The sequence below is a fragment of the Streptococcus sp. HMSC056C01 genome (assembly GCF_001811305.1).
In the GTDB taxonomy this organism is placed as follows: Bacteria; Bacillota; Bacilli; order Lactobacillales; family Streptococcaceae; genus Streptococcus.
In genome coordinates, this window is sequence record NZ_KV804198.1 from 1 (window position 1) to 2,666 (window position 2,666).

Annotated in this window: 1 pseudogene; it reads left to right on the top strand. The window is 36.4% G+C overall.

Annotated features, from left to right (window positions below):
- Positions 1 to 1,990, top strand: a pseudogene (locus HMPREF2795_RS04920) (heavy metal translocating P-type ATPase); the annotation flags it as partial.
- Positions 1,991 to 2,666 lie beyond the last annotated feature (676 nt).

Sequence of the window (2,666 nt, forward strand, 5' to 3'; positions counted from 1 at the left end):
ATCACAGCGGGCACAGTGAGCATAATCACAGCGGGCACAGTGGACATGCCCACCATCATCACGGAAGCTTTAAGGAACTTTTCTTAAAGTCATTGCCACTAGGAATCATTATTATGTTCTTTTCCCCTTTGCATGGATTTAAACTACCATTCCAGTTTACTTTTCCATATTCTGATATTGTAGTAGCTATTTTATCTACTATATTAATTATTTATGGGGGACGTCCATTCTATCAAGGTGCAGTTGACGAATTTAAACAAAAAAACCTGGAATGATGGCACTCGTTTCTTTAGGTATAAGTGTTTCATATTTATATAGTATTTATGCTGTGATCATTACCTACGTAACGGGTGAACACTTGATGGACTTTTTCTTTGAATTTGCTTCATTACTATTAATCATGCTATTAGGTCACTGGATTGAGATGAAAGCTATTGGAGAAGCAGGAGACGCGCAAGCAGCATTGGCTAAGTTAGTGCCGAAAGATGCTCACGTTGTATTAGAAGACGATTCAATTGAAACACGACCAGTTGCTGACTTACAGGTAGGTGATTTAATTCGTGTTCAAGCCGGAGAAAATGTGCCAGCAGACGGGATTATCGAGCGTGGCGAATCACGTTTAAATGAAGCTCTTCTAACTGGGGAGTCAAAAGCAGTAAAAAAAGGCCCTGGTGATGAAGTAATCGGGGGCTCAACAAATGGAGAAGGGGTTCTTTATATTAAAGTGCTTGAGACAGGTGATCAATCCTTTATCTCTCAAGTACAGAATTTAATCAGCCAAGCTCAAAGTCAGCCTTCCAGGGCAGAAAATATTGCGCAAAAGGTTGCAGGGTGGCTCTTCTATATTGCTGTTATTGTCGCGCTAATTGCTTTTGTAGTGTGGATGATTATTGGAGATATCCCAACGGCAGTTATATTTACTATTACTACATTAGTTATTGCTTGTCCGCACGCATTGGGTCTGGCTATTCCATTGGTAACCGCCCGTAGCACAAGCTTAGGAGCTAGCCGTGGCTTACTAGTAAAAGACCGCCAAGCCTTAGAAATAGCTCAAGATGCAGATGTGATGATTTTAGATAAAACGGGTACTTTAACAACTGGTGAATTTAAAGTATTAGATGTAAAACTTCTTAATGACAAATATACAAAAGAGGAAATCATTGCCTTATTGGCAGGTATTGAAGGAGGATCTAGCCACCCAATTGCTCAATCAATTGTAAGTTTCGCCGAGCAGCAAAATATACGTCCAGCATCTTTTGATTCGATTGATGTGATTTCCGGTTCTGGAGTAGAGGGTAAAGCAGGTGGGCACCGTTACCAATTAATCAGTCAAAAAGCCTATGGACGTAATCTTGATATGGATACTCCAAAAGGAGCAACTCTTAGTGTCTTAGTAGAAAACGATGATGCCATTGGTGCTGTAGCTTTAGGGGACGAATTAAAACCAACGAGTAAAGAGTTAATTAAAGCTCTTAAAAAGAACAATATTCGACCAATTATGGCAACAGGTGATAATGAAAAAGCGGCTCAAGGCGCGGCAGCAGATTTAGGGATTGAATATAGATCAAATCAATCTCCACAAGATAAATATGAGTTAGTTAAAACACTTAAAGATGAAGGAAAGAAAGTTATCATGGTAGGTGATGGTGTAAATGATGCTCCTTCTCTTGCCTTAGCAGATGTTGGTATAGCTATAGGTGCTGGAACTCAAGTTGCGTTGGATTCAGCTGATGTCATATTGACTCAATCCGATCCAGGAGATATTGGTTCATTCATTGATTTAGCACACAAAACAACTCGTAAAATGAAACAAAACCTATTTTGGGGAGCTGGTTATAACTTTATAGCTATCCCTCTAGCTGCAGGAATTTTGGCTCCTATTGGTATCACATTAAGCCCTGCATTAGGAGCAATCCTAATGTCTGTGTCAACAGTCATCGTCGCCATTAATGCGATGTTATTACGTTTAGATCCAAAAAATAACGGTTAACAGATTGAATGATGGAAACTCCTTAAAGCATCAAGATACAATAGTTTTACAGGAGAAAAAGAGATGTAAGTAATGGCTCTTTGTAAAATCGTGTTGGTAGAAGTAGACGATTTTTCTACCAACACGATTTTTAATTTATTATAGAACTGATTTCTGTTAAAATCCTAAAAGCCACCTATTTCGACAGTTTTATAGCTTGTTATTCTATTTTCTTGACAATAATACCACCGTCTCCACACGTTTTTTAACCATAAAAAGCCACCTCCATGAGCATTTGATTATATTGTACCAAATCCAACTTGGAGGTGTTTTTATTTAATTCTCATTTACGGGGGTCAGTGCTAATTAAAATTGCGTATTTTTTATTTAAAATGTATTAGAATTAAATTCATATAAAATATGCACGAAAAATAAATCAAAATTAAAAAGTACAAATTAATGAAGAGATTATTGATAAAAATAGTTAATAATTGGTTAAACAAAATATATAACTCGTTTATAAATTTATAGAAATGAACCATTATAAATCTCCTCTTAAATATTGAAAAAACCATTGGCAGTGGACATACTTTAAGACTATATATTTCTGAAACTAGTTTCACAATACAAATATTGACATGCAATTATTAATTGGTGGATTTTAAGTTGACATCTACAAAGTTTAATGTTAAAATAC